General features: G+C 38.6%; 24 protein-coding genes and 2 tRNA genes. 17 read left to right on the forward strand and 9 right to left on the reverse strand.

The window, feature by feature from the left end; all coding sequences use genetic code 11:
- The first annotated feature begins 1 nt into the window (after position 1).
- Complete coding sequence (locus tag ABN236_RS07615; protein ID WP_349473704.1) at positions 2–550, forward strand: GNAT family N-acetyltransferase; 549 nt, start codon at positions 2–4, stop codon at positions 548–550.
- Between the two features lie 207 nt (positions 551–757).
- Positions 758–1,021, forward strand: coding sequence for a DUF1435 family protein (locus ABN236_RS07620; protein WP_088494567.1), 264 nt, complete (start codon positions 758–760; stop codon positions 1,019–1,021).
- Positions 1,022–1,083: 62 nt separating this feature from the next.
- Here ABN236_RS07620 and ABN236_RS07625 read toward each other — a convergent pair.
- The 3 genes from ABN236_RS07625 to rsmC form a co-directional block, all read right to left on the reverse strand.
- Positions 1,084–1,170: transfer RNA gene (locus tag ABN236_RS07625), tRNA-Leu, on the reverse strand.
- A 39-nt stretch (positions 1,171–1,209) separates the two neighbouring features.
- Positions 1,210–1,296: transfer RNA gene (locus ABN236_RS07630), tRNA-Leu, on the reverse strand.
- Positions 1,297–1,450: 154 nt separating this feature from the next.
- Positions 1,451–2,467 carry a 16S rRNA (guanine(1207)-N(2))-methyltransferase RsmC gene (gene rsmC, locus ABN236_RS07635; protein ID WP_088494568.1) on the reverse strand — a complete coding sequence of 339 codons (1,017 nt, stop codon included), beginning with the start codon at positions 2,465–2,467 and terminating at the stop codon, positions 1,451–1,453.
- Positions 2,468–2,596: 129 nt separating this feature from the next.
- On the opposite strand from rsmC, the gene ABN236_RS07640 reads away from it, so the two are divergent.
- The 13 genes from ABN236_RS07640 to deoD all read left to right on the forward strand — a co-directional run bounded on the left by ABN236_RS07640 (position 2,597) and on the right by deoD (position 16,104).
- Positions 2,597–3,007, forward strand: a complete 411-nt coding sequence (locus ABN236_RS07640) for a DNA polymerase III subunit psi (protein ID WP_023582915.1) — start codon at positions 2,597–2,599, stop codon at positions 3,005–3,007.
- A complete protein-coding gene (gene rimI / locus ABN236_RS07645) occupies positions 2,976–3,422 on the forward strand; it encodes a ribosomal protein S18-alanine N-acetyltransferase (RefSeq protein ID WP_023582914.1) in 447 nt (148 codons plus the stop codon). The genes ABN236_RS07640 and rimI overlap by 32 nt, the downstream gene beginning before the upstream one ends.
- Before the next feature lie 615 nt (positions 3,423–4,037).
- The gene (locus tag ABN236_RS07650; RefSeq protein WP_194951238.1) at positions 4,038–4,307 is read left to right on the forward strand and encodes a type II toxin-antitoxin system TacA family antitoxin; all 270 of its coding nucleotides are present in this window, start codon (positions 4,038–4,040) and stop codon (positions 4,305–4,307) included.
- Positions 4,304–4,834 carry a GNAT family N-acetyltransferase gene (locus ABN236_RS07655; protein WP_194951237.1) on the forward strand — a complete coding sequence of 177 codons (531 nt, stop codon included), beginning with the start codon at positions 4,304–4,306 and terminating at the stop codon, positions 4,832–4,834. Before ABN236_RS07650 ends, ABN236_RS07655 begins: the two co-directional genes overlap by 4 nt.
- Positions 4,835–5,102: 268 nt before the next feature.
- Positions 5,103–6,692, forward strand: a complete 1,590-nt coding sequence (gene prfC / locus ABN236_RS07660) for a peptide chain release factor 3 (RefSeq protein WP_098941888.1) — start codon at positions 5,103–5,105, stop codon at positions 6,690–6,692.
- A 664-nt stretch (positions 6,693–7,356) separates the two neighbouring features.
- On the forward strand, positions 7,357–7,701 hold the full coding sequence (locus ABN236_RS07665) for a BON domain-containing protein (protein ID WP_088494570.1): 345 nt from the start codon (positions 7,357–7,359) through the stop codon (positions 7,699–7,701).
- 129 nt (positions 7,702–7,830) lie between these two features.
- A complete protein-coding gene (locus tag ABN236_RS07670) occupies positions 7,831–8,895 on the forward strand; it encodes a patatin-like phospholipase family protein (RefSeq protein WP_194951234.1) in 1,065 nt (354 codons plus the stop codon).
- Complete coding sequence (locus ABN236_RS07675; protein WP_349473705.1) at positions 8,888–9,670, forward strand: TatD family hydrolase; 783 nt, start codon at positions 8,888–8,890, stop codon at positions 9,668–9,670. Before ABN236_RS07670 ends, ABN236_RS07675 begins: the two co-directional genes overlap by 8 nt.
- Before the next feature lie 353 nt (positions 9,671–10,023).
- Positions 10,024–11,325 (forward strand): NupC/NupG family nucleoside CNT transporter, encoded by a 1,302-nt coding sequence (locus ABN236_RS07680; protein WP_088494573.1) that lies wholly within the window; start codon positions 10,024–10,026, stop codon positions 11,323–11,325.
- 519 nt (positions 11,326–11,844) lie between these two features.
- Entirely contained in the window at positions 11,845–12,624 is a 780-nt protein-coding gene (deoC, locus tag ABN236_RS07685; RefSeq protein ID WP_064721106.1) for a deoxyribose-phosphate aldolase, read from the forward strand.
- Positions 12,625–12,694: 70 nt separating this feature from the next.
- On the forward strand, positions 12,695–14,017 hold the full coding sequence (gene deoA, locus ABN236_RS07690; protein ID WP_006536108.1) for a thymidine phosphorylase: 1,323 nt from the start codon (positions 12,695–12,697) through the stop codon (positions 14,015–14,017).
- Between the two features lie 66 nt (positions 14,018–14,083).
- Complete coding sequence (deoB, locus tag ABN236_RS07695) at positions 14,084–15,310, forward strand: phosphopentomutase (protein WP_088494575.1); 1,227 nt, start codon at positions 14,084–14,086, stop codon at positions 15,308–15,310.
- Positions 15,311–15,387: 77 nt separating this feature from the next.
- On the forward strand, positions 15,388–16,104 hold the full coding sequence (gene deoD / locus ABN236_RS07700) for a purine-nucleoside phosphorylase (protein ID WP_036934279.1): 717 nt from the start codon (positions 15,388–15,390) through the stop codon (positions 16,102–16,104).
- Between the two features lie 82 nt (positions 16,105–16,186).
- Here the strand turns inward: deoD and ABN236_RS07705 are convergent, their stop codons facing one another.
- Positions 16,187–16,636: a hypothetical protein gene (locus tag ABN236_RS07705; protein WP_088494576.1), complete on the reverse strand. Its 450-nt coding sequence runs from the start codon at positions 16,634–16,636 to the stop codon at positions 16,187–16,189.
- Positions 16,637–17,329: 693 nt separating this feature from the next.
- Here ABN236_RS07705 and ABN236_RS07710 point away from each other — a divergent pair.
- A complete protein-coding gene (locus ABN236_RS07710) occupies positions 17,330–19,066 on the forward strand; it encodes a pyridoxal phosphate-dependent decarboxylase family protein (protein WP_349473706.1) in 1,737 nt (578 codons plus the stop codon).
- A 96-nt stretch (positions 19,067–19,162) separates the two neighbouring features.
- On the opposite strand, the gene ABN236_RS07715 is transcribed toward ABN236_RS07710, so the two are convergent.
- The 4 genes from ABN236_RS07715 to ABN236_RS07730 all read right to left on the reverse strand — a co-directional run bounded on the left by ABN236_RS07715 (position 19,163) and on the right by ABN236_RS07730 (position 23,313).
- On the reverse strand, positions 19,163–19,429 hold the full coding sequence (locus tag ABN236_RS07715) for a DksA/TraR family C4-type zinc finger protein (RefSeq protein WP_088494578.1): 267 nt from the start codon (positions 19,427–19,429) through the stop codon (positions 19,163–19,165).
- Between the two features lie 160 nt (positions 19,430–19,589).
- On the reverse strand, positions 19,590–20,750 hold the full coding sequence (locus ABN236_RS07720) for an MFS transporter (RefSeq protein WP_099660231.1): 1,161 nt from the start codon (positions 20,748–20,750) through the stop codon (positions 19,590–19,592).
- Between the two features lie 27 nt (positions 20,751–20,777).
- Entirely contained in the window at positions 20,778–22,085 is a 1,308-nt protein-coding gene (locus ABN236_RS07725) for a hypothetical protein (protein WP_349473707.1), read from the reverse strand.
- 40 nt (positions 22,086–22,125) lie between these two features.
- On the reverse strand, positions 22,126–23,313 hold the full coding sequence (locus tag ABN236_RS07730) for an ROK family transcriptional regulator (RefSeq protein WP_228766703.1): 1,188 nt from the start codon (positions 23,311–23,313) through the stop codon (positions 22,126–22,128).
- Between the two features lie 285 nt (positions 23,314–23,598).
- Between ABN236_RS07730 and ABN236_RS07735 the strand changes: the two genes are divergently transcribed.
- Entirely contained in the window at positions 23,599–24,000 is a 402-nt protein-coding gene (locus ABN236_RS07735; protein WP_166540073.1) for a Rap1a family protein, read from the forward strand.
- Positions 24,001–24,105: 105 nt separating this feature from the next.
- On the opposite strand, the gene pyk is transcribed toward ABN236_RS07735, so the two are convergent.
- A complete protein-coding gene (pyk, locus tag ABN236_RS07740) occupies positions 24,106–25,557 on the reverse strand; it encodes a pyruvate kinase (protein ID WP_088494582.1) in 1,452 nt (483 codons plus the stop codon).
- Between the last annotated feature and the right edge of the window lie 46 nt (positions 25,558–25,603).

Here is a 25,603-nt window from a genome sequence, read left to right on the forward strand (position 1 = left end):
AATGAAAAACAATATTCGTCAATTAACAAGAAATGAAATTCCACAAGTGTGGGGAATTGATAGAACCGAGCTTATTGAAAAGTTATATGTATTAAAAGAAGGGACGTTGCATTTATCAGAACAACGCTTTGATATGAAAGGCTGGCCAGAAGGTGAAGCAGAGCATTACACTCCGGTTTTACTCGAAAGTTTTGACCGAGGAGCGCCTTTCTGGGGCGTTTTTAAACAAGGTCAATTGGTTGCAGCTGCGAGTGTTGATCCACAAAAACGCGGTCAAAATGGCACTTTACTTCAACTCTCTTTTTTACATGTTAGCTACCAGCAACGTGGGCAAGGTTTAGCACGAATATTATTTGATTATTGTGTGGAATATGCGAAGAAAAAAGGGGCTGGTGGATTATATATCTCATCAACACCTTCTGAAAATAGCGTGAATTTTTATCAGCATTTAGGGTGTCGTTTAATTGATACTCCTGATCCTGAACTTTATGAAAGAGAGCCTGAAGATATTCATTTAGTCTTTCATTTTATCAAGTCAAATAACGCTTAGTTTCGTTTATTGATCAGTACAACACATAATAAAATTAAACGTCTTATCATGAAAATGATAAGGCGTTTTTTTGTTTATGATGCTAAAGAATAGACATAACCCTTTAAAAAATAAGGATATAAAGTAAGTTTTTTTCTTTATATAAGTTGATTTAGTATAGGTGTTATATATAATAATGAAAATCATTATCATTAATGGTGGCTTATTATGGCTAAACCAACACGTATATCTCCAGTGACATCTTGGACATCTCGCATTAGTTTATGGGAAATGTTGGCTGTTTCTTCCTTGCTAACAGTGATCACGCATTCTATTGCGGGAACATCTGCTTTTACGCTGGTTTTAGTGGTTTCAATGTTGTTATCCACCTTGATGCTGTTCCATAAAAAATTACAGATGTGGGTAATGATCCCCGCAGGTGTTGTATTAACCTACAGTTTGATGACACTTTTAGTCGCATATCATGGATAGAGAAGAGATATTCAGTGTGTAATCGAATGGGGGTTATCACAAGGAGAAAAAAGGTTATTGAGTGGTGCGAAGAGGGGGACTTGAACCCCCACGTCCGTAAGAACACTAACACCTGAAGCTAGCGCGTCTACCAATTCCGCCATCCTCGCAGTCTTACTCAATTAATTTTACTCTGGGCATTGTCTGTTTGGTGCGAAAGGGGGGACTTGAACCCCCACGTCCGTAAGGACACTAACACCTGAAGCTAGCGCGTCTACCAATTCCGCCACTCTCGCATTCAGACAGGAAGCGAATTTTATGCCTTTTATTTTTGGCGTCAATTATTTTTTATCAATAAATTATCTTGGTGATGAAAAATAAAACACCTTGAATTATCACTTAAAATCAGCCCCAAAAATAAAGCCCTGTTTTAGATAACAGGGCTTGTGATTAGTCTTTTTTGGTTGCTTGGTAAACTTTGAATTTACCTGTTGATGCAAGCACTTCATGAGAGCCAAATACATGATCCAATATATCTGGATAAGGGATAAACGAATTCGCCACAATTCGTAATTTACCGCCTCTTTTCAAATAATTTGGTGCAAGACGAATGATATCTTCAGCTGCTTCATAGCTTGTGCCTAAACCATCATGGAAAGGCGGGTTGGAGATTATCCAATCATAAGTTTCTTCAATTGCTGAATAGACATTACTTGCAATCACTCGACCTTCTAATTCATTCACGTTTAAGGTGGCGATACTAGAAGAAATTGCTGCGGCATTCACATCACACAGTGTCAGTTTTAACATTGGGTTTTTCTTACCGAGTACAGTGGCGAGGACACCACAGCCACATGCCATATCCAGTAAGTCGCCAACCATTGCATCATCAAAAGTTGAAAGTAATAAGCGGCTACCCTCATCTAATGCATTTTGGCTAAAGACGCCCGGTAATGCCATTACAGTAAGATCGTCATGGCGATAAGTTTGCCACCAGTTATTACGGTCAAACAGTGTTTGATATGTTTGAGTACCAAAAAATAAGCTGCAACGGCGTGCTGAATCTATTTTTTTTAGTTTAGCGATACCGTTCATTAATTCAGTGGCACTTTTAACACCGCTACGGTTTTCACCAACGATAAAGATTTCAGTACCCACTTGTAAGTTAGAGCAAAGGCTACGCAGTTGGAAAGTGGCTTCGTTTTTATTTTTAGGCCAAAAATAGATCAAGGTATTGCAATATTTCACAAAGGACTGATCTGCAACTAAACCGAAGAGTGCGTTATCACCCATTGATTTTAGTAATGGTAGCCACTGGTGATATTGGTTGGTATATGCTCTGACACTTTTCGCCTGAATTTGCGCCGCGAAAGTATCTTGAAGATCACCTGCAATAAGTACATGCCTGTCTGCGAAATGATCTAGGTGACGAAGAATAACTTCGCTAGCAGGGGACAGTGAGGACATTATGATTATTACTCCTTAAAAAACATGAGACGCATGATATCAGATATAAAGAAACCGACGCTATTTATTGGCGTAGTTTATGCCCTCTGATACTATGTACCGTTGTTCTACACTTGATAGGTAAGCATAATGAGCCGTAAAGACAGAATGTTATCCCAACTTGGAATTCGTCAGTGGGTACTTCGTAAGCCTGCTGTGTTAAAAGGCGAGCATTCTGTTCAATTTCCGGATACAACACGTTTACTTATCATTACTGATGATACCGTTGATCTAAATAACGGGCTTTTCTCTGATATTTTTAGCGCCATGGGGATAGATAAAGACGAAATCTATTGTATTACAACAGATGATGTGAGCATGCTCACAGAATCATTTGATCTTCCCTGCTGGTTATTAGGCACTGATCTCATACTTCCCTCTGAATATACTTCTCTGAGAAGCCCTTCATTACATCAGTTATATTTTGATGCTGATGCAAAACGCGATCTTTGGAAACAAATCTATCAATATGAAGACCATTTCACTCTTAAACCCTGCTGATTTACCTTTAGCATGGCAAATTGAAAAATTAAGTCATTCATTCCCTTGGAGTGAAGAAACATTTTATAGTAACCAAGGAAGTCATTATTTTAATCTGAAAATTTGCATTGATAATATTATTGTAGGTTTCGCAATTACGCAATTAATATTAGATGAGGCAACACTTTTTAATATCGCAATCCATCCTGATTATCAGGGGAAAGGTTACGGCAAAGCTCTTTTATTAGAACTGATTGAAACACTTGAGAAAAAAAATATCACTACCTTGTGGTTAGAGGTGCGAGAATCTAATGAAAAAGCGTTCAATCTCTATGAATCTATTGGATTTAATTTCGTTTCAAAACGCAAAAACTATTACCCAACAAAGACGGGGAATGAAGATGCGATTATCATGGCTTATCCTATTTCTTTCTAATTAAATCTTTATTTAAGTTAAATTTAAAACGCCTTCTATTAGGCGTTTTTTTATTTTATTTGAAGTATGAAGATTTTATTTTTTATTAATTGTATTTAAAATTTATCTTTATTTTTACTTAATGTAAATTTATCAAGTTAATTTCACTTTTGTCATTGTTTAATTTTAAAACGTTAGGTGATTATAACAGTGTTAAAAAGGTGAATAGTATTTGAAATAAGTAAATTGAGTATTTGTTTTTGTTTTAAATAAAGTGATTAGTCTCTAAATATAGACAAAATTAAATCTAAATAAAGGTGTATTTATATAGGATCTTATATTCAATCCCGATTTTAACCGAAAATAAATAGGCTAATTCAGGGCTTTATTAATGGTATTGGTTTTTTTTAATAGCAGAGTAGTCAATCAACAACTCTCAATGCACTTGCTACATTTATAAATCAAACCATGACATTCTTCACAGAACAAATGGCTAACTGGGTTAGAAATTGTAGATCTTTGTATGTAATGCATACAGAAAAGAAGAGTGGAAATTTGCTGTACAAGGTTGATTGGTTGAAATCTATGCAATATAATCTCTTTTGGTACGGAAAAGATACGTACAAAGGAGATTATATGGCAACAACACGTCTTGATATTCGGCTTGACGAAGAGATAAAAGCAAAAGCTGAAAAAGCATCAGCGTTGTTAGGGCTTAAGAGTTTAACGGAGTATGTTGTTAGGTTAATGGATGAAAATGCAACACAGGTCATTTTGCAACACGAAAGTATTGAAGTTAAAAATGATATTTTTGATGAGTTTCTAACAGCTTGTGATAATGCTAAAGCCCCTAACCAAGCACTTATTGATGCAGTCCAACTTGCAAATAAAAGTGGTATTAAGTGAGTATAGGCAAAGAGTTTGAAGAATTATGTAAGCTAAAACATGATAGGACGTCGTTTGATTGTGGGGAAGTGGAGCTTAATACATTTCTTCAAACCCAAGCAATTAAGCATATGCAAGCTGGGATAAGCCGGACAATGGTTTTACCCAGCAAACAGTTGTTGGATAATCAAAAATACTCGATATGTGCATTTTACAGCATAACGCCTAGTGCTATACATCGAGAAACATTACCAACAAGTTTAGCCAAAAAGCTCCCTCGTTATCCTATACCTGTTTTTTTACTTGCTCAGTTAGCTGTGCATAAAGATTTTCATGGCGTTGGTTTGGGGAAAATAAGCCTTGTTCGTGCGCTTCATTATTTGTGGAAGGTAAATACCTATATGAGAGCGTATGCAGTCGTTGTTGATTGCTTAACTGATGCCTCAAAATCATTTTATGCAAAGTTTGGCTTTGATGTTCTTTGTGAGCATAATGGGCGAGTTAGAATGTTTCTTCCGATGAAAACGATAAAACAGCTTTTTGAATAAGCTGATTCATCTCTCGCCAATAAAGCACCATAATACAGTGAGATCATAATTGATGAATGTTATTACCTATCACGAACACTAGGCATCACTCCCTCAAGCAGATAAAATAGTAACCATTGATTGTTTATACAGACAAGATAGGCGAAAATAAGCGCCAATTAAGATTAACTTACGGGTTGAATGTCTTTTATAGTCACTTTAATTATTACTTATCGCAATATATCAGTGCCTTACATTCTCTCGTCTATCAACCAGAAGATCACCATTGATGTCTAATCCTATTTTTCAGCAAGAAGTTGCTCGTCGTAGAACTTTTGCCATTATTTCCCACCCCGATGCGGGTAAAACAACCATCACTGAAAAAGTGTTGTTATTCGGACAAGCAATTCAACGTGCAGGAACCGTAAAAGGCCGTGGTTCAAATCAGCATGCAAAATCTGACTGGATGGAAATGGAAAAACAACGTGGTATTTCTATTACAACCTCAGTCATGCAGTTCCCTTATGCAGATTGCTTAGTTAACTTATTAGATACCCCAGGGCACGAAGACTTCTCTGAAGATACTTATCGTACTTTAACCGCAGTTGACTGCTGTTTAATGGTAATTGACTCCTCTAAAGGGGTTGAAGATCGTACTCGTAAGTTAATGGAAGTAACACGTTTACGTGACACTCCAATTCTGACTTTTATGAATAAACTCGACCGTGATATTCGTGATCCAATGGAAGTCATGGACGAAGTTGAAACAGAATTGAAAATTGCATGTAGCCCTGTGACTTGGCCTATTGGTTGCGGAAAACTCTTTAAAGGGGTTTATCACATTCTTAAAGATGAAACCTATCTTTATCAAACAGGTCAAGGTCATACTATTCAGGATTCTCGCGTCATTAAAGGGTTAGATAACCCAGAGCTTGATGAAGCTATTGGTGATGATTTAGCAAGCCAATTACGTGATGAATTAGAGTTGGTATTAGGTGCATCTCATGAATTTGATCATGAAGCATTCTTAGCTGGCGAATTAACGCCTGTATTCTTTGGTACTGCATTAGGTAACTTTGGTGTTAACCATATGCTTGATGGCCTTGTAAAATGGGCACCAGCACCAATGCCTCGTCAAACTGATATGCGTGAAGTTACCGCATCTGAAGAGACATTCACAGGTTTCGTCTTTAAGATCCAAGCCAATATGGACCCTAAACACCGTGACCGTGTTGCATTCCTGCGTGTAGTGTCAGGTATGTATGATAAAGGCATGAAGTTACACCAAGTCCGCATCAAAAAAGATGTGGTGATTTCTGATGCATTAACCTTTATGGCAGGCGATCGTTCTCACGTAGAACATGCTTATCCAGGGGATATCATTGGTCTTCATAACCACGGTACAATCCAAATTGGTGATACCTTTACTCAAGGTGAAATCCTGAAATTTACCGGTATTCCAAACTTTGCGCCTGAGTTATTTCGCCGTATTCGTTTACGTGATCCGTTAAAACAGAAGCAGTTACTTAAAGGATTGGTACAGTTATCAGAAGAAGGTGCTGTACAGGTCTTTAGACCACTGGCAAATAACGATTTAATCGTAGGTGCAGTGGGTGTGCTTCAGTTTGATGTAGTTGTTGCAAGACTTAAGAGTGAATATAACGTTGAAGCGATTTATGAATCCGTGAACGTTTCAACAGCTCGCTGGGTTGAATGTAACAACGAGAAAAAACTCGAAGAGTTTAAACGTAAAAATGAACAAAACTTGGCACTTGATGGCGGCGATAACTTAACTTATATCGCACCAACGATGGTTAACTTGAATTTAACGCGTGAGCGTTATCCTGATGTTGAGTTTCATCAGACGCGTGAACACTAATACTCGTCATACTTCAAGGTGTAGCGTTGTTGACGGCGTTCATTCGCACTAGTCACATACTTGTGTATGTTCCTAGCGACTCATTTAATTGTCGCCTAGCTACATCTTGAATTTACTCGTCATACTTCAAGCTGCAACGTTGTTGACTACGTTCATTCGCACTAGTCACATACTTGTGTATGTTCCTAGCGACTCATTTACTTGTCGCCTAGTTGCAACTTGAATTATTTAGAGTAATGGCATTGGCATACTTACAGTTGCAACTTGAATTATTTAGAGTATGTAATCTAATGAAAAGGCTATATTTCTTAATATAGCCTTTTTTGTTTCTTCGATTTTATTAGTTAAATCTACTCTGCATATCCCTAATATCCTGCCAAAAAGCCCTTCTTAATTTGGAATTACACTCTTTTTTTTCTGTTAACATTATGCTCGTTTTTATACTTATTTATAAATATATGTAAAATTTATTATAGTTTTATTTGTTATTATTAGAATAAAATTATTAGGATTAGTCTTTATTTGCTATTTTTTGCTTTATTTAACTCAAATAGCTTATTAGTGTAATAGCTTAGATTGTTAAAATTTTGTAGTGCTTCATAAAAATATAGATATTAAAACACACATATTTCCTATCGCAGTTATTGTGATTAGGGGGAGAGCAATGAAACAATATAAAACGCTAAAATTAGCGTTAGTGATGTCAATGGGCTTAGCTGTTGTTAGTATGGGTGCATCAGCTGAAACATCGTGGTATAGCGAAATCAATAACAGTGGAAATAACACGGGTTATTATTTAAGTGATACTTCCATCTCGAATAAAATTAAAGATACGCTATTACCAATGCAAGATATTGATAGTGAGAATATTTCTGTTCGCACTGAGTTTGGGCATGTTTTTCTTTCAGGTTTTGTTGATAGTAAAGCCCAAGAAGAAAAGATCTTACAACTTATTGAAAAAATTGAAGGCGTTAAAAGCGTAGACTCAGATGTAAATATCAAATCATAAACATGATTTTCTTTTGTATTCGTCATATTCTAAGAAGATATTGTCTAATTTATTTGTATGAATACGTAAAAATAATGACGTCAAAAAAATGTGCGGGTATCCTTTGATAAGTTGTATAAAGGAGACATTATGGGGAAGTATATACCTGTCACATTAAATAATATTACGGCACTCGAATTTCAATCCTCACTACCACAAGGCAAAGTCGCTTTAGTTTGTGAAGGCGGAGGTCAACGCGGGATCTTTACTGCGGGTGTCCTTGATGAATTTATGCGATCACAATTTGATCCCTTTGATATTCTACTTGGGGTGTCTGCGGGTGCGCAAAATTTATCTGCTTTTGCCTGTGGTCAGCGTGGATATGCACGTAAAATTATTAATCGTTATACAACCAATAATCAATTCTTCAATCCCATTCGCTTTGTCCGTGGCGGCAATTTACTCGATCTTGATTGGTATATAGATACGACAGCCAAAGAAATGCCTCTTGATATGCCAACAGCGCTACGCCGTTTTGATGCGGGTCGTGAGTTTTATATGGTGGCAAGTCGTTCTGATAATTTTCAGGCAAATTATTTTCAACCTGATGAACCGACTTGGCTTGAGATAATCAAAGCGTCCAGTGCTATTCCTGCTTTTTATCGTAATGGTGTCTTATTTCATGATGTTGTTTATCATGATGGTGGGATCAGCGATGCTATTCCTGTGAGAGAAGCTTATCGACGAGGTTGTCGTACTATTGTCGTTGTTCGTACTGTTCCTTCTGAATACCAATACACAACAGAGTGGGTTGAGCGTATGGGAAAATGGTTTGAAAATAGCCGTTTACAGCGCTTTATGGAGATGGCACAAGTACATATCGAAACCTATACCGAAACAATTAAATTTATCCAATCTCCCCCAGAAGATGTTGTGGTTATTGAAATTTATCCACCAACGACATTGCAATCTAGTGCATTAGGAAGTCGTTTAAGTGCATTAAATCATGATTATCATGTGGGTAGGCGTTGTGGCCGCTATTTTCTGGCGACAATTGGTCAGCACTTTTCTAAGAAAAAATTCAAACAGCACGATAAAAAAGTCTTTAGCTTATTTGAACAAGAAGCGAAGGCGGATAAAGCAGAGAATGCTTCTATTATTCAACAAGGAACTCGAAGCGTACATCCTGATGTGAGGCAAATTCAGAATGAATAAATTTATTGATACTCACTGCCATTTTGATTTCCCAGTTTTTTATGATGATATTGCCAATAGCTTGTCATTAGCGCATCAAGCTCATGTTGAAAAAATAATTATTCCTGCCGTTGCCCGTTGGAATTTTGATGTTGTTGCTGAGCTCGCTAATAATCATCATCAATTATATTATGCATTGGGATTACACCCTTTATATATTGAAGAGCACACTGAACAACATCTATTGGAATTAGAACAAAAATTAAAAACAGCTTCTCGTTGTGTCGCCATTGGAGAGATTGGGCTTGATGACTATATGGAAAATCCTCAGCCAGAGAAGCAAGAGGCATTTTTAATTGCACAGCTTAAGTTAGCGATTAAATTTGATTTACCCGTGATCCTACATTCACGTAAAACCCACGATAAACTAAGTGCGCTTTTACGCCGTTATGATGTGCCTCGTAAAGGGGTTATTCATGGTTTTGCAGGAAGTCTGCAACAGGCAGAAAAGTTTATTCAGCAAGGCTATTTTATTGGCGTTGGTGGAACCATTACTTATGAGCGAGCACAAAAAACTCGCCGTGCAATTGCCTCGTTACCGCTAGAATATCTGTTACTAGAAACAGATGCACCTGATATGCCTGTGAGTGGTTTTCAAGGTGAACCTAATCGTCCAGAACGTATTCAGAACGTTTTTTCCCAACTCTGTGAGCTACGTCAAGGATCACCAGAGGTGATCGCAGAGCAACTCTATCTCAATAGCCTACAATTATTTGGGCTCAACAATATTACCTAGCGCTTGAATGAAAATGCGGTTTATCTAAAGGTTAAAAACGCCCCTTATTTTAATCTTATTAATATGAATAGGGCGTTTGTTTATTCCCTCGATTTAAGATTGAAAATACGTTTTGTTAATCCCAAGCGTATTTTTTCTAATTAGCCTGTTCAACAAATGCGTTTTCTTTCTTGTTTATGTGATCAACTTCTCATTTGTGACTTTTGTGTTACTTTTTTCAGACTCTATTTGTGATGGATATTGAGGGTTCTTTTCTTAGACTAGGTATAATTATCCGGCAAAAAGAGTCAATAAGCTCTGGCAAGGGCATTATTGATAATCCATTAAATTTTTATGTGAACAGGGATCCTTCAATGCAACTCATTATGAGCTTGGTCGGAATGGTAACATTAATATTGATAGCCATTCTGTTTTCCAGCAATCGACGTGCAATTAGACTACGTACAGTTGGTGGCGCATTCCTTATTCAGATTGGCTTAGGTGCCTTCGTTCTTTATTCCGACGGTGGTCGCGAGGTGCTTCTTGCGGTTTCTGATGGCGTTAAGAATGTTATTGATTACGGCAATAATGGGATGAGCTTCCTATTCGCAGGCCTAGTATCAGATAAAATGTTCGAGTTGTTTGGTGGTGGCGGCTTCGTATTCGCCCTACGCGTACTACCTGTTATCGTGTTCTTCTCTTCATTAATTGCAGTGCTGTATTACCTTGGCATTATGCAAATAGTTATTAAAATTCTGGGTGGTGGCTTACAAAAAGTACTTGGCACATCACGAACAGAATCTATGTCTGCAACTGCAAATATTTTCGTTGGACAAACCGAAGCACCACTTGTTGTTCGCCCTTATATTGCAAGAATGACAACCTCAGAACTCTTTGCGGTTATGTGTGGTGGTTTAGCCTCTGTTGCGGGTTCAGTGCTCGCTGGATACGCGAGTATGGGCGTACCGTTGGAGTATCTGATCACAGCATCCTTTATGGCAGCTCCGGGTGGTTTACTCTTTGCTAAATTGCTGATCCCTGAAACAGAAACACCAGATGATCAAAAAGATGCGCTGGATAAAATGGCGGAAGACGAAAAACCTGCCAATATTATCGATGCCGCTGCTGCGGGCGCCTCTTCAGGTTTACAACTTGCGCTTAACGTCGGTGCTATGTTACTTGCTTTCGTTGCATTGATTGCATTAGTTAATGGTATCCTTGGTGGTATTGGTGGCTGGTTTGGTTATGAGAATTTCTCATTAGAACTAGTGCTAGGTTGGGTATTTGCACCAATTGCTTTCCTGATTGGTGTACCTTGGAGTGAAGCAACCATTGCAGGCTCATTTATTGGACAAAAAATTGTTATCAATGAGTTCTATGCTTACTCTGAATTTAGTAAATACCTAAAAGAAGATGCATTAGTTGCAGGTTCTGGATTAGTGGTGTTATCTGCTCAAACGAAGGTTATTATCTCCTTTGCATTATGTGGTTTTGCTAACCTCTCTTCTGTTGCTGTACTACTAGGTGGTTTAGGTGGAATGGCACCAAACCGTCGTAAAGATGTAGCGCGTTTAGGTATGAAAGCTGTGCTGGCTGGTACGCTCTCTAACTTAATGAGTGCAACAATTGCAGGATTCTTCTTTGCATTAACGGCAATGGCTGTTGTTGCTGCTTAATTGATTTATATTGTGAAGAGCAGATGGGGTTTGCCTATCTGCTCTTTTATGTTTGTTTTCTGCTGTAATGTTAACTACTTTTATTGTGTGAGATATTTCGCAATTTGTATTGAATAGGGTCAATAGCAATATCATTTCATATTGATCACGCTTTTTTTGCGTTATAAAGACGACTTAAAGGCGCTATTCGAGTAACATTAAACCAGAAAATGACCTAATTGTGATATTCATCACACTTTTATGTCATTGTTTGCAAGTTGCATTTGATTAGTGTGACGTAAAGCACATCTAATTGTTCCTTAGCGTGTTCAAATAAGATGTGCTGAAACTTCATGGAATGGCGAAGGCTCAATGACGGGTCGCCGAAGTGAGCATAGCGCGGTGAGAGGGAGCTCAGCTGTCGTTGTAGCGCAAGTTACAACAACATCTTCAAGGAACCAAGTCCGCTCGCCAACAAATTTAATCGCTAACCTTAAGCGTATGCCCAAAAGGGCTTGAGAAACATCGTTGGAGAGTTTTATGACAGATTTAACCGCTGCAGCGCGCCTTGCGCTGTCTTTGATGGATTTAACTACATTAAATGATGACGACACTGATGCAAAAGTGACTGCATTATGTCATCAGGCTAAAAGCCCAGAAGGCAATACAGCCGCTATTTGTATCTACCCACGTTTTATTCCGTTAGCACGTAAAGTGTTACGCGAACAGGGTACTCCAGACGTCCGTATCGCAACCGTAACTAACTTCCCTCATGGTAATGATGATTTAGATATCGCATTAGCAGAAACCAACGCGGCATTAGCTTATGGCGCAGATGAGGTTGACGTAGTTTTCCCTTACCGTGCATTTATGGCAGGTAACGAGCAAATCGGTTTTGATATCGTTAAAGCTTGTAAAGAAGCTTGTGCAGAAGCAGGTTCTTTACTGAAAGTAATTATTGAAACGGGTGAGCTGAAAGATCCAGCACTTATCCGTAAAGCATCTGAAATTTCAATCAAAGCAGGTGCTGACTTTATTAAAACTTCCACAGGTAAAGTACCTGTAAATGCAACACTGGAAAGCGCTGAGTTAATGATCCAAGTGATCCACGATATGGGTGTTGGCAAAGAAGTTGGTTTCAAACCAGCTGGTGGTGTACGTACCGCTGAAGAAGCCGCACAATACCTTGCATTAGCTAACCGCATTATGGGTGACAACTGGGTTGATGCCCGTCACTTCCGCTTTGGCGCGTCAAGCCTGTTAGGTAATTTATTAGCCACTTTAGGTCATGGCGAACAAAAATCGTCTAGTGGTTACTAATCCATTCGTGAAATATGCCCACTTTTCATTATTGTGGGCATTACCAATGCTATAAAACCAGGAGGTTGCAGTGTTTCTTGCCCAAGAGATTATTCGTAAAAAGCGTGATGGTCATCCTTTAACTGAGGAAGAAATTCGTTTTTTCATTAATGGCGTCAGAGATAATACTGTTTCTGAAGGTCAAATTGCTGCATTAGCAATGACTATTTATTTCCACGACATGACAATGCCAGAGCGTGTTGCTTTGACATTAGCTATGCGTGATTCCGGTACAGTACTGAACTGGAAAAGCCTAAATTTAAATGGCCCAATCGTTGATAAACACTCAACAGGTGGTGTAGGCGATGTAACTTCACTGATGTTAGGGCCAATGGTTGCGGCTTGTGGTGGTTATGTTCCTATGATCTCTGGTCGTGGATTAGGCCACACAGGTGGAACATTAGATAAGCTTGAAGCAATTCCAGGCTTTGATATTTTCCCTGATGATGAGAAATTCCGCGACATTATTCGTAATGTCGGCGTTGCTATTATCGGACAGACTAATTCATTAGCACCTGCTGACAAACGCTTTTATGCTACCCGTGATATTACTGCTACAGTTGATTCAATCCCACTTATCACTGCCTCTATTTTAGGTAAAAAATTAGCTGAAGGCTTAGATGCATTAGTGATGGACGTTAAAGTGGGCTCGGGTGCCTTTATGCCGACTTATCAGAAATCTGAAGAGCTGGCTGAGTCAATTGTCCAAGTAGCAAATGGCGCAGGCTGTCAAACCACTGCACTGTTAACTGATATGAACGAAGTATTAGCTTCTAGCGCAGGTAATGCGGTTGAAGTTCGTGAAGCTGTTCAGTTCTTAACAGGCGAATATCGTAATCCACGTCTATTTGAAGTCACTATGGCGCTGTGTGTTGAAATGTTAGTATCAGGCCGTTTAGCGGATGATCGTCAACAAGCTCGTCAAAAACTGCAAGATGTGTTGGATAACGGTAAAGCGGCAGAAGTCTTTGGTCGTATGGTTGCAGCACAGAAAGGCCCATCTGATTTTGTTGAAAACTACAATAAATACCTGCCAACTGCGGTATTAAGTAAACCTGTATTCGCTGAGAAAGCAGGATTTATCACTGAAATGGATACGCGTGCATTAGGTATGTCAGTTGTGACATTAGGTGGTGGTCGTCGTAAAGCAACTGATGCTATTGATTACAGTGTTGGCTTAAGCGACATCGTAGCGCTTGGTGCTGAAATCAATACAGATACACCTTTAGCGATGATCCACGCTAACAGTGAAAAATCATGGCAAGAAGCTGCGGCAGAAGTCCGTAAAGCGATGGTAATTGGTGACAGCAAACGCGAAGCTTCACCAATGGTGTACCGCCAAATCAGCGAATAAGAACTCAATTACGATTTATAAGTGACATATCCGTGGTCTACGGAGAATGACACAGGAGAGAGAATTATGAAACGTGTACATATCATGGTATTAGATTCCTTCGGTATCGGTGCTGCCGGTGATGCGGAGAAATTCGGTGACCAAGGTTCAGACACTTTAGGGCATATCGCACAAGCGTTTGCTGACGGTAAAGCAGATAGAGATGGTCGTAAAGGTCCTCTTCATTTACCTAATCTTTGCCGTTTAGGTTTAGGTAAAGCTGCGGAAGAATCAACAGGTAAATTCCCTATTGGTTTAGATAAAGACGCAGATATTATCGGAGCTTATGGCTACGCGAGTGAAATCTCTTCTGGTAAAGATACTCCGTCAGGCCACTGGGAAATCGCTGGTGTTCCTGTTCTGTTTGATTGGGGATACTTCAAAGAACTGAAAAATTCATTCCCACAAGAGCTGTTAGAAAACATCGTTAAACGTGCAAAATTACCAGGTTACTTAGGTAACTGCCATGCATCTGGTACAGTGATTTTGGATGAACTGGGCGAAGAGCATATGAAAACCGGTAAGCCGATTTTCTATACCTCTGCTGACTCTGTATTCCAAATCGCATGTCATGAAGAAACTTACGGTTTAGATGAATTATATGAGCTGTGTGAAATTGCTCGTGATGAACTAAACAAAGGCGATTACAACATTGGTCGTGTTATTGCGCGTCCATTTATCGGTGACAAACCGGGTAACTTCGCTCGTACAGGTAACCGTCATGATTTAGCGGTTGAGCCACCAGCACCAACTATGTTGAAAAAACTGGTTGATGAAAAACAAGGTCACGTTGTTTCTATCGGTAAAATTGCTGACATCTACGCAAACGTAGGTATCACTAAAAAAGTGAAAGCAACGGGTATTAATGCTCTGTTTGATGCGACACTTGAAGAAATGAAGCTCGCGGGCGACAACACTATTGTATTCACCAACTTTGTTGACTTTGACTCATCTTACGGCCACCGTCGTGATGCAGTAGGTTACGGTGAAGCACTTGAGTTATTCGACCGTCGTTTACCAGAATTAATGGAACTGGTAAAAGAAGATGACATTCTTATCTTAACAGCAGACCACGGTTGTGACCCAACTTGGCCGGGTTCTGATCATACTCGTGAGCACATTCCTGTTCTTGTTTATGGTCCAAAAGTTAAACCAGGTTCATTAGGTCATCGTGAAACCTTCGCTGATATCGGCCAAACTGTTGTTAAATACTTCGGTGTGTCTCCTGTCGATTACGGTAAAGCAATGTTTTAATTTTACTTCGGTAGGCATAGTAATATGCCTACCGAATTATATTTGAATAGTAAAAAGATCAATTAAAAGGAAGAATTATGGCTACCCCTCATATTAACGCAGAAATGGGCGATTTTGCTGATGTCGTTTTAATGCCGGGCGACCCGCTTCGTGCTAAATACATCGCTGAAACTTTTTTACAAGACGTGCGTCAGGTAAATAATGTTCGTGGTATGTTAGGTTTTACAGGTACGTATAAAGGCCGTAAAGTTTCTGTAATGGGCCACGGTATGGGTATTCCTTCCTGCTCAATTTACGCAAAAGAATTAATTACAGATTTCGGCGTGAAAGTTATCATCCGTGTTGGTTCATGTGGTGCAGTATTACCAGATGTTGAACTGCGTGATGTTGTTATCGGTATGGGCGCATGTACTGACTCTAAAGTTAACCGTCTGCGTTTCAAAGACCAAGACTTTGCCGCTATCGCTGATTACCAATTAGTTCAAAATGCTGTTGATGCAGCCAAAGCGAAAGATATTAAAGTTCGCGTTGGTAATATCTTCTCTGCTGATCTGTTCTACTCTCCAGATCCAGAAATGTTTGATGTAATGGAAAAATACGGCATCCTAGGTGTTGAAATGGAAGCAGCAGGTATCTACGGTGTTGCAGCTGAATACGGCGCAAAAGCACTGACTATCTGTACTGTATCTGACCACATCAAAAAAGGTACACAGACCACTGCAGAAGAGCGTCAAACTACCTTTAATGAAATGATTGAAATTGCATTAGAATCTGTTCTGTTATTAGAAGACTAATCAATACATTTCGTTGCTTAAAAATAATAAAAACCCAATTTAAAAATTGGGTTTTTTTATGTCTAATTAATAAAGCTAAAAACTATGGAGCATAAATATACGTTTCTAAGTAAGGGTCCATTTTGATGGAATAATCTTTGATATTATCCAGACTTGGTGTTAATGGCTCTTTACACTCTTTCTTACTGATAATGTTATTGTCTTTATAAACAATAATACCGTTAAAATTCCAGCCTCTTCCTTCACCGTCATAAACGACGTAGCTATAGTTTCCATTCTTAAAACGAACATAGGTCGATGCCCCTGCAACAAACATCTGATGTCCATAAAAGACATTATTATTGGGTTGCTGAGGGACTGGTAGCGTGATCTCTGTTTTAGCAAGTGTGCCATAACGATAAACAGGAGGCTTTCCATGTTCAACGAACACACTGACATACTTACCATTTTCAAGTTGGCAGGTAAATTCTTCAGCATGGACACTTGCGGATAATAATACGAATACAGCAGCAACAGCGATATGTGCTTTCATATTGTGTTCTCCGTTAATTACCTACTCTATTACCTTAAGTATCGGCAAAGAACACAAAATATGTAGAGTAAATATTCTGATTATTTAGTTAGGTTACTAATTTTCATTTTAACCAATATTTATAGTATTACCAGAACAATCAACTGTGATAATTTCTTTATTTATATTTTCATTAAACACTATCTATTAACTTAGCCTTATCCAATATTTTGTACCTAATAATAGTTAAAATTAAAATTAATTTGCTAATTATGAAAAATATCATAGTGTTTTCGTTTGATTTTGTTCGTTGTAATTAAATTAAATGTAATTTTTGCTGTACCAATTGTGGAAATAACAGATTAATTCAATTAATTAAATTAAGAATTCAGTAATATCAGTTGGTTAGCATGTGATTATTATATTTTGATTATATTTCAAATAGTTAATAGTATTGCAGGTGATTATTTTTGTTTATAGCCTTATTTTCACTGTGATGTCAGTCACATAAGCATATAAATGAAATAATAACATCTGTAAATTTAACTTTCCGAAGATTTCTATTGTATTGATATTAAATAAAATATTTTGTTTTATGTGGTCGCCAACAGAACCCATGTGATCGCATGAAGCACTAACTAATTTAATTAGAAAATGTATAGTATTGCTATGCAATCAATTTAAATTTTTGTCGGTTTCTATTTGGAGAATATAGTGAAAAATCAAGATTTATTAGGTCTATCTTCTGCTAACATTCTGAATGCGGAATTTGAGAAGAAATACCACGACGTTATTGCTCACTTTTTCAGCCGAGATCCGAAGTATTGGCCGATATTTCAGGATAAAACAATCCAATCGATTACACAGTTTAGAAAAACAACAACTAACGATAATGACCAATTACAACGTTACTCAAATGGGCAACAGCTATTCGATCGTTTAATGGCGGATACGCAAATCCAACAAAATATTAATTACCCAGAAAACGATCCTAATGAATTACTGATGTTAGTTTCGACACTGTGTAAAAACTGGGAAAACCCATTAGCTGTTGAAAACGTTATTGCAATGCCAAGTGATCCGGGTGTTTATGGTTCAATCTTAGGGTTAATGGGCAACCCTAACATGGTGTATTGTGAATATTCAGGTGTCGCTGATGCGTTAGAAAAAGTGACGATTAAAAAAGTCGCTAAATTGGTTGGTTACGATCCTGAAGTTGCATCTGGTGTGTTCACTCAAGGTGGCACCATGTGTAATTTATATGGTTATCTATTTGGTTTACGCAAATCTATGCCTAATTCTAAACACTTAGGTATGGCAGCAGATCAAGATTATCGCATCATCAACTCTCAAGGTGGTCACTACTCAAACATGACTAACCTTGCGCTGCTAGGTGTTGATGTTGATAACAAAACCATCCGTATTAAAGTGTCTGAAGATAACACCATTAATTTAGAGCACTTAGAGCGTGAATTAAGAGCGTGCTTTACCGTTAAGTGTAAAGTGCCAACGATCATGTTAACTACCGGAACAACAGATACCTTTGGTGTGGATGATGTGAAAGGTGTTTGTGAGTTACGTGACCGTTTATGTGAAGAGTTCGAGATCCCTGTTAAGCCTCACGTACACGTTGATGCCGCTGTTGGTTGGCCGATCATTTTCTTCTTAGAATATGACTTTAGCAGTAACCCGCTGGCAATTAATGATGTCACTTTAGAAGGTTTACGTCAGAACGTAGAGAAATTCAAACATCTGAAATATGCCGATTCTATCACTATCGACTTCCATAAGTGGGGCTACGTTCCTTACACCTCAAGTTTAGTGCTGGTGAAAAACGGAAATGACTTCGTTGCACTTGAAAACGATCCTGAAAACTTCACCTATTTTGAGCATGAGTTAGAAGGGCAGACTCACTTACAATCTACTATTGAATGTACACGTAGTGGTGTGGGTATTTTTGGTGCTTACTCTGCAATGCATTATATGGGAATTGAGGGTTATCAAACCATTATTGCTCACTGCCTGCAAAATGCGAATTATATGCGCCATCAACTATTAGAGATGGGTAACGCAAAAGTTATCGTTCCTCAAAACCAAGGTCCAAGTGTTGGTTTTAAACTGTATGATCCTAATTTAGTCAAAGATCCTAACGTTGCGTTTGATTTAGAACTGACATGTTCTACTGACAAAGAAGCGTATGACTTTATGGTTCATAATACACAATGGCATAGAAAACTTTTCTTACAGCGTGGTAGAGAAGGGTTATTTACTAACTGGGTGGATTCTATTGCCTGCTCTAAATATGCGAAAAATAACCGTTATGTTTATCTTCCGGGTGAAAAAGCCGTATTTATGAACCCAAATACTGAACGTGCGCATATTGATAATTTTATGAAGATTTTAACCGATATGAGTCAAAATATGAGCTCAAAAAAGGCTGCGAAAATCTAATCAAATCATTGTCTGATTAAATAAAACAAACTGTACTTTAATAGAGGAAACTCATATTAAGGTACAGTTTTTGTTTTATCGGATAAAAGTTGCAGATTATCTGAGTTGGCTATCTTTACTACCACGACGATTATACCCACTAAACGTATTATTCTTTTTATCGAACGCTTCTTGGCAATTTAAACAATAGCGTACACCTGGAACGGCTTTTTGCCGAGCCAGAGAGATTGGCTCACCACATTCATCACAAAACTCTGCACTTTCACCTTGTGCCATTTGATTGCGAGCTCTTGCAATTGCATCATCAATGGTGGCATCTATTTGCTCTTGAACAGCACTATCATTAGCCCATCCACTTGCCATCATATTCTCCTATTTTAACAGTGAATATAAATACTATTATTAGGGCGATGGCGAAAAAATCAACAGAATAAAAGAGAATATAGATTGAGAAGATAGGGTGATAGAAATAAAAACCCCCTCATAGAGAGGGGGAAAATTTCAGAGGCATAATACGTCGTTGTTATTGTTTTTGTTCTCTAATAAACAGAGAAATGATAAAGAAGAGGGCGACGAATACGATAATGAGGTTAAAGCCGACAGAAACATTATAGCTTTCTGAAACCTGACCGATTAATGAACCCGCTAACGCACCGCCCAATCCTGAAGCCACATAAATAAGTCCCATCACCGAGCCACTTTTACTGGTTAATTTTGTGGCAACCGCTGCGGCTGTTGGAAATAGCACAGATAATGCAAAACCAAATACCATAAAGAGATAAACAACATCTTGCACAAAGATACGGCTAACAATAATGGCGATAAGCGAGAACAGTGAAAATAAAATCAATGTTTTGCGATCACCCAGTGCAAGGTTAATAAAGCCACCAATAAAGCGACCGATAGTAAATAAGAATGCGAAACTAGAAATAACATAAGCGGCTGTCTCTGCTTTTTGCGCATTACTCATATTCCCAATATCCATAGAGGTATAGAAAATAGGGAAGAAGTTTAAGAATGCGGCTTCAGCTGCCACATATAAAGTGATAAATAAAATAACTAGCAACAGTGATTTTTGTGTCAGTAACTCTAAAAAGTCACTGAATTTCATATCGACTTGTGCGCTACTTTCTATTTTTAGCGTACTTAATACTAAAATAATCACAGCAACAATAACGGCAACACCAACATAAAAGGTACGCCATGAAATAGAGTGTGAGAATAGATATTGTAAAATAAGTGGCGTAACAATCATCCCTACACCAAACATAGCGTTAGAGACATTAAACATCATTCCTGCTTTCTCTTTATAGAAAGTTGGAATAACGGTCACGATAGAGACAAGCATTGAGCCAATCCCTAAACCAATAACCAGATAAAAGCCAAAAAATAGCATCACGTTGAAAGCAAGGCTGGTTCCTGTTAAACCAACAGCCATCATTAATGAGCCAATAAACATCATGACTTTTAACCCTTTCTTATCGGTAAAATAGCCCGTTAATAAACTGGCGACTAAAAAGCCGATTTGGAAAAAGGTAATTAATGAGCCCACTTGGCTCATATTTAATGAAATATCATGTTGAACTTGTTCGAGAATAAGTCCTTTTGTATTTTGAATGCCACCGAGTAAAAACATCGTGACAAACAGAAGGAAAAAGACTTTCCATTTTTGTTGTTTAGCCATAATTTGATCCTGATTTTCCGCGGTGTATTATTCTTTAATTGTGTTGTTGTTATTGTTGTTATAAGCGTTATTAGGTGCATTGTGTTCACCAATCGCATCAAATAATTCTTGAGTCGCCCATCCATAGCAATAATAAAGTAAGTCATCACAAGCACTTTCTTCTGCGGCAATAACGGCTTCAATTAATTGAGCGGCAGGTAAATTCCACATTTGAATACCGCTATAAATAAAGGTATTTGGCTGTGAAAGCTGGCGAACTTTATTATTTTGTTCAGCAACAAAGTGAATAGGGAAACCTTGCTGTTTAAAGGTTTCATATGAAATATCATAAGGTAATTCAAATAAGCGTTTAAACGCAGTAAATGCACGCTCTTGGCTTTCACTATCATGAGCAAAATGATTAATTAATCCTTGAACATCCGCACCGCCCCCTAATTTGTGATAAGGGAAATGTTTAAGTGTTGATGAATAACGTGTTAATTCATGATAGTTCTGACCCAAAATCCAACTGTAAGCCGGTGGCCACAAATCGAGCCATAACGTAATTCCACCCGCCGTTTGTTTGGCATCAGACAGCAATTTTTCAACTAATTGAGTCACACTCTGTTGGCGAAATAGCTGCCATGCTTTTAACAGAGGTTCTTCTTTTAGTGCAGTAACAGGTGCTTCGAAATCCCCTTGTTTTAATGAATCCGCTAAAGCTGCAAGGCGATGCTTGATTTCATTAACGGGTAAGCCTTGTTGCACCATTTTCTTTTCACAGTGGGGGCAAAAACAGGTAAATAATCCTGCTGGATTGACTTCTTTACCCGCCCAATCAGGGAAACGAATGCGGTCAATTAAAAAAGTGTCATAACCGTAGTTTTGTTTTAATGCTGTGAATGTCTTTTGCCATAATTGAGCAACATCAGGGGCATTAGGGCAGAGCCAGTGTTCTTGTGGACGACCTTTAAAATCGACAACCTGATTGTTTTCTACATCACCAATAAAATCGCCATTCAGAATATTTGCCCATGGAATGACTTTATATTTTCCACCGTCGGTGGCTTTTTTTATCGTCATTAGCGGATCAGCACCCGATAAAATGGTGGGATCGACTCGTTGGCCCAGACGAGGAAAATCAGTATGAGTATTGATATGTAGTGTACCTGTTCCCATAACCACATTATGAATAGGGTTATGGGGCAGATCGCCAATAGGGTAAGGGTTACGTTCAAATATAGTATTAATTTCGACAAATAAATGCTCAACATGCTTCATACCGTCAAGGCGTTGAAGAATAGCGGGCATGCCTTCGTCTAAAATATCATGTGGGTGAAGATGTATTCCTGCCATGAGTCGCTCCCATCTCGTTTAAAGATTTTTTTTATTAGGGTTATCTCAATTGGATCTCGGGCATAAATTGAATTGATGGGTAAACCGTGGCTAAGGCGAGAATAGCAATGCCATAAAGCGGGCCTTTTTCCCATAATTCAGAAAGCTCGATATTCACTTTGGTGTTAGCAAATAAATGTCTATCTAGATTTGCCTGAACACGCGGTAAAAAGGTGTCAGCAGAGCGTGTGATCCCGCCTGTTAATACCACTTTTTCCAGATTTGCAATGGCGACTAAATTCATAATGCCGATAGCAAGATAATCAGCCATTTCCTCAACTAAGGATTGAGCAAGCGGATCGCCTTGTTGTGAGGCTTGAATAATCTCAATGGCACTAAGATTTTCTCCTCGCAAGTTTGCCATTCGCTCACTTAAACCTGAGCCAGAGCAGAAACTTTCAAAGCATCCTTTGTTACGCCAATTACGAAAGAGATGGTCACGAGCAAACATCATATAGCCGATTTCACCAGCCGCATTGTTTGCACCGCGGATAACTTTTCCATCCATCAGCAAGGCGGAGCCTAATCCTGTGCCGATCCCAATCAATGCACAACTGTGCGTATGACGGCAACGGCCTTTCCACATTTCACCCACAAGTGCTGCACGAATATCATTTTCGAGTACAACGGGTACATTGAGTTTTTCTGTAAGCTGTTGTGCTAGAGGTAAATTATCCCATTGAGGTAAGTTAGGGGAGCCTTCTAGTACAACACCATTTTTGATATCGATGATCCCTGGTGTGGCGACACCGATAACATTGATCTTTTGACGGTCTACGCCGCTTTTTTCGATCACATTTTCAATACTTTGTGCAAATTGCGTAATAAAGTACTCACGATCGTCAGTATCAAAGGTAGGCTCTTGATATTCATACAACAATTCGGCATCTAAGTTAAAAACCGCATAAGCGATTTTTGTTCCACCTAAGTCAATGCTGACACCTAAACTGTGTTGAGGATCGAAGTTAACTAAAATACCTTTTCTGCCTTGTCCTGCTGGCGAACTGACTCCGCTTTCATAAACGATTTTTTCTTCAAGGAGATCGTTAATAATTTCAGACACCGTCGCTTTTGTAATCCCGCTAATTTTGGCTATCTGAGCCCGTGACAAAGGACCTTGATGACGAATGACATTTAATACAAGCGAGGCATTCATTTGCCGTAATGTATTGGGTACGTTCGGTGTCACGTTACTACTCCATTTGTTTAGAAACAAAACTAAAATATGTTTTTTTTATATAAAATCGTCTGTGTTTGATAGTTATGCACCGTTTTATTTACTTTGTAAAGTATAAAACGTCTAATTAGTTTAGAAACCATCCTAAATGCGTTTGTGATCACAATTTGATGAGTCTGATTTGTACAATCAGATCTTCGAAAAGATCTTCAATGTATATATTCGTTGCACATATTCTTAGAACAATAAAACGACTAGAATGAAATCAATATCTATTGAACTAAAGAGAAAATTAGCATGAAAAAAGGAATGTTATTAAAAGGGTTAATAGGAATGCTATTGCTATTCCCACTTTATTCACAGGCAGTAACATTAAGCGGTTATCTTGAGGTAAAACGATTATTAGCCTTAGACCATCCTTCTAATAAACAACTAGAATCGGTGACACAAGCGTATCTAAACGGTATTGCGAATGGATTTAATTTTTATGCAGTATCAGTAAGATTGCATAATGAAGGTAATGATTTTAAGCCACTTTATTGTCCACCCAAAAAAGTCATACAAAATGGCGATTTTATGGTAAAGCATATTGATGCTTATCTTGATAAATATCCTATTGCTAAGCAAAAATATAAAGATACATCAATAGAGTTAGTTTATATTGCCGCATTACAAGATGCCTATCCTTGCGATGAATAAAAAGAAAAATAGCCACAATCCTTGTGGCTAAAATGATTTGGTGTGCTCTTTTTCTTGTTATTTACTTCAGGTTGCCTCTCTCATAAGCCCCTTGATGGAAGACACTCAAGCCGTTGCTGCTTCAACTTGTTTTACAGGAACAAGATGACAACAATCGCTTTCACCCGTTTTTTCAAAGGTTGATAAACGGGTAATTAAGAGTGAATTCATGTCTGTTAATAATCCCTCTGCTTGCAGTTTTTGCATGATGCTTTCATCGCAGTCATTGTTGTTTTGACGTTGATAAGCCACAGGCGTTACACCACGTAATACAGTCAATTGACCAGCAAGTGCAGGATTATCTGTTAATGCATATACGTTGTTGTTTGGCATAAAGCGTGACAATAAGGTCACTGATTTGCCATTTTCTGTTAATGCGGCAACGCTTAAATGCTTGTCGTCATGGAAAGCGGTTGTGGCAGCGGCTAGCGCAATCCAACGACCCGTTTGTGAATAGTAAGACGGTGATTGCCAAGGATTTTCAGCATTAGCGGCAAAAGAGCGCTCTGCACCTTCAGCTACACGAGCCATTGCACTAACGGCTTCCACTGGATATTTCCCTGCTGCTGTTTCAGCTGACAACATAACGGCATCTGTTCCATCACCAACTGCATTCGCAATATCCATAACTTCTGCACGGGTTGGCATTGGGCTTTCAATCATTGATTCCATCATTTGGGTTGCCGTGATCACAGGACAACCTAATGCGCGACAACGTGCAATCAGTTGTTTTTGTGCGCCCGGTAAGCTGGCATCACCAATTTCTACCGCTAAATCGCCTCGTGCCACCATAATGACATCAGATGCTTTAATGATGTCGTCCATGTTTTCTTCACAAGAAACTACTTCTGCACGTTCAACTTTAGCAACGATTTTGGCGTGACTTCCTGCGGCAATCACTAAACCACGGGCATATTCAATATCCGCACCATTACGAGGGAATGAAACGGCAATGTAATCTGCTTGAATAGCGGCTGCTGTGTGTATGTCTTGTTTATCTTTGTCTGTTAATGCCGGTGCCGATAAACCACCACCGAGTAAGTTAATGCCTTTACGGTTAGATAATTTTCCACCAACAGTAACGACAGTCTCTATTTTATTATTATTGACGGCGCTGACTTGTAATTGAATATTGCCATCGTCAAGTAACAGAATATTCCCTGGTGTGACTTCTTGAACAAGTTGTGGGTAGTCCAAACCAACTTGTTGCTCGTCGCCTAATGTGCTGTCTAAATCTGCATTTAGAATAAAGCTATCGCCTTGTTTTAATTGAACTGAATCATTTTTAAAGTTAGCGATACGAATTTTCGGACCTTGCAGGTCTGCTAAGATCCCAATAAATACACGATGTTTTTCTGCGACCTGACGGATAGTTGCGGCAGTGGCCTGATGCTGTTCGCGAGTACCATGTGAAAAGTTTAAACGAAATACGTTAGCACCAGCCATAATCAGCTTTTCAATCATCTGTTCTGAACAGCTAGCTGGGCCAAGAGTCGCAACAATTTTTGTCTTACGCATAATGACATTCTCTTTTTAAAGAGGGATACCCAACGGTATCCCTTGA

Source organism: Proteus sp. fly-1013 (genome assembly GCF_040140245.1).
Lineage (GTDB): Bacteria > Pseudomonadota > Gammaproteobacteria > Enterobacterales > Enterobacteriaceae > Proteus > Proteus mirabilis_B.